The sequence below is a fragment of the Granulicella sp. S190 genome, assembly GCF_009766095.1.
In the GTDB taxonomy this organism is placed as follows: Bacteria; Acidobacteriota; Terriglobia; order Terriglobales; family Acidobacteriaceae; genus Edaphobacter.
Genome location: NZ_LMUD01000031.1, coordinates 1 through 3,289, shown reverse-complemented (window position 1 = coordinate 3,289; position 3,289 = coordinate 1). Strand labels below are relative to the sequence as shown.

General features: G+C 57.0%; 3 protein-coding genes. 2 read left to right on the top strand and 1 reads right to left on the bottom strand.

Annotated elements, in window-relative coordinates; genetic code table 11:
* The coding region (locus GSQ94_RS15810) for a GNAT family N-acetyltransferase (protein WP_158944834.1) at positions 1-322 on the top strand (322 nt) is incomplete at its 5' end.
* Between the two features lie 8 nt (positions 323-330).
* On the opposite strand, the gene GSQ94_RS15805 is transcribed toward GSQ94_RS15810, so the two are convergent.
* A complete protein-coding gene (locus tag GSQ94_RS15805; RefSeq protein WP_158944833.1) occupies positions 331-1,899 on the bottom strand; it encodes an alpha-L-fucosidase in 1,569 nt (522 codons plus the stop codon).
* A gap of 84 nt (positions 1,900-1,983) precedes the next feature.
* Between GSQ94_RS15805 and GSQ94_RS15800 the strand changes: the two genes are divergently transcribed.
* A partial coding sequence (locus tag GSQ94_RS15800) for a helicase HerA-like domain-containing protein (protein ID WP_254063915.1) occupies positions 1,984-3,289 on the top strand: 1,306 nt, incomplete at its 3' end.

The following is a 3,289-nucleotide window of genomic DNA, read 5'->3' as shown; positions in this document are numbered from 1 at the left end:
GACGTTGTATGGTGGCGATCATCAGATGGAAAAGATCGTACCGGAGAGGCTGGATCCAAAGTCGGACGCCGCGAAGATTCGCGCGATCTTCGTGCATCCTGCCTTCGCACGGATGGGGCTCGGTAGTTTGATCCTGGAAGCTGCCGAGACAGCTGCTCTGACTGAAGGATTCCAGCGGTTTGAGATGGGAAGCACAATGACGGGTGTTGCACTCTATTCGCTGAAGGGGTATCAGGAGATAAGCAGGATCACAGTACCGGTTGGTGGAGGAGAGACGATCGAAGTTGTGCGGATGGTGAAGCATGCTCACCATCCGCTGTGAATTTGTGACTAGGCGGTGGTGAATTTCAACGTAATGCCGATATCGGCGGTCGGGGGACGGTTGGTGGGCAGAGTGACGTTCAGGCCTGAGCTGCCTTGTGTGAACTTCAATGATTCGTCATGGCCGAGCATTCTGGCGCTGGTGATCTTGGCTGGGTTTTGCGCGCTGTTCGTGCCGAGCGCTGGGATCATTACCGGGCCTTCGGGCCATCCCTGAACAAAGGCGTAGATATTGGAGCCCTTGGTGGTAAAGCGGATGTCCGAGGAAGTAAGGTCTGGCTTCTTGCCTTCGTTAGGGTCGAACTCCTGTCCATTCGAAGCGATAATGACTTTAGTGGAAGGTCCTTCGCCGTAGATCTTCCACGGGCGAGTCGAGTAAATTCCTTCGCTGTTGACGGTCATCCACGCGGTGATGCCGTCCAGAATCTCGCGTTCTGCGAAGTCCAGCTCGCCGCTGTTGGGCAGCGGAAAGTTTAGCAGTAGATTACCGTTTTTGCTGACGATATCGACGAGAAGATCGATCACCTTCTTGGGTGTCTTATAGGCAACGCCGCGTTTGTAATGCCAGTCGCCAATACAGGTGTCGGTCTGCCAGGGGGTCGGAGAGATGCCATCAAGGACGCCGCGTTCGCGATCGAGCGTACAAGTACCGACAGTGCACTGGTCGGCCTGCTTGCTGAAGTAGATGGATTCGACTTTGCCGCTATGACGCGAGGCGCTGATGTTGTAGAGCTCAGCAACGATGGAGTAACCATAGTCATCAAAGGGAATGCCTCCATCGGTATAGAGGAGATCGGGCTGATAGTTGTCGACGAGATCTTTAATGCGATTGAAGTACTGGAGCTTCCACCAGTCGGGTGCGACGCGCCCCATGGCGTCAGCCGTCTTTGCGAAGTTGGAGGGCTGCCCAGTGTAGTCGTGGTAGAGGTCGGCGAACGCCTTATCTGAGCCGTCGTAAGGCACTCCGGCGAGTGGCCCAGAGGAGTCGCTGAGATGAGCGGGGGCCAGCCAATCGTAAGAGTTTGAGAGGTGCTCGCTGACTCCGAAGCGAAGGCCGCGCTTACGAGCTGCGGTTGCCCACGCTCCTACGATGTCGCGCTTCGGGCCAACGGCGGCTGCGTTCCAGCGAGGCTGATACTTCGAGTTCCACATGTCGAAGTTGTCGTGATGAACGCCCATGGAGAAGAAGTATTTTGCACCGGCCTTGACATAGAGATCCATAAGATGATCCGGATCCCACCTGGCAGCTTTGAACTGGGGGACTAAATCTTTGTATCCGATTTTGGAGGGGTGGCCGTAGGTTTTGACGTGATAGTTGTACTGATCAGAACCCTGAATATACATTCTGCGGGCATACCAATCGCCGTACTCGATGCTGGACTGCGGGCCCCAGTGCGCCCAGATCCCGAACTTCGCATCGTTGAACCAGTCAGGAATGCGATAGCTCTGCAACGAAGTGGGGGCCGCGGTAAATGGGCCAGGGGTGACCGCGAGCTGGTTCTGTCGAGCGTAAGCGGACTTGAGAGCGGGAGCAGCGGTTGCGAGGAGCGTGAGGGCTTGTCGGCGTGAGAGTCGCATACTGATGAATGTTCTCCGTGAGAAAACGTCTCCTGAGGGACTGTAGAGGCTTGAGATGAGAGATGCAAGTTGTGAAGACGCAAAGTGTTGACGTTAGCGAACGGGTGTGTAGTCTTCAGGAAGACGGGGGCGTGGCCGATGGTTGAGATGCAGATGATTGCGAAGGGTGCCGACGAACTTTATTTATTAGCGGGGATGACGAACCGACATGGCCTGGTGGCAGGGGCTACCGGTACTGGCAAGACGGTGACGTTGCAGGTGATGGCGGAGGCGCTGAGCTCCATTGGGGTACCCGTGTTTGCCGCGGATGTAAAGGGTGACCTGTCGGGGATCTCGCAGCCAGGGAAGAGTTCGGCGAAGTTCGACGCTCGGGTGGCGGCGCTGGGTCTGGGCGAATGGAGTTTCTCCGCGTGCCCGGTGGTGTTCTGGGATGTGTTTGGGAAGCAGGGGCATCCGGTGAGAGCAACGGTGAGCGAGATGGGGCCGCTGCTGTTGAGCAGGATCCTGAATTTGAACGACACGCAGACAGGCGTGTTGACGCTGGTGTTCAAGATAGCCGATGACAACGGGTTGCTGCTGCTGGACATGAAAGATATGCAGGCGATGCTGCAGCATGTCGGAGAGAGTTCGAAGGACTACCTAGTACAGTACGGGAATATCTCCGCCGCGAGTATTGGGGCTATCCAGCGTGGGTTGGTCGCGTTGGAGCAGCAGGGCGGCGACCTCTTCTTCGGCGAGCCGGCGTTGAATATTGACGATCTGTTGCAGGTGGATTCGACCGGTAAAGGCGTAGTGAATATTCTGTCTGCGGATCAGCTGCTGCAGTCGCCGCAGCTGTATGCGACTTTTCTGCTGTGGCTGATGAGTGAGTTGTTTGAGAAGCTGCCGGAGGTGGGGGATCTGGAGAAGCCGAAGCTGGTGTTTTTCTTCGATGAGGCTCATCTTTTGTTCAACAATCTGCCTTCGGTTTTGCAGAATCGGATTGAGCAGGTGGTGCGGCTGATTCGGTCGAAGGGGGTCGGGGTGTTCTTCGTGACGCAGAACCCGATCGATGTGCCGGATACGGTGTTGAGCCAGTTGGGCAATCGCGTGCAGCATGCGTTGCGGGCGTTTTCGCCGCGGGATCAGAAGGCGGTGAAGGCGGCAGCCCAGACTTTTCGCGCGAACCCGAAGGTGAATGTGGAGGCGGTGATTACTGAGATGGGGGTAGGGGAGGCGCTGGTCTCGTTTCTGGATGAGAAGGGGATTCCGGGGATGGTGGAGCGGGCGATGATCATGCCGCCGCATAGCCAGATCGGGCCGATTACGCCGGAGCAGAGGGCGGCGATTATCAGGAGTTCGGTGGTGGCGGGGGTGTATGAGACGGTGGTGGACCGCGAGTCGGCGTATG

Coding starts and splice junctions, on each gene's coding strand:
- GSQ94_RS15805 (WP_158944833.1), bottom strand. CDS start 1,899: ATGCGACTCTCACGCCGACAAGCCCTCACGCTCCTCGCAACCGCTGCT.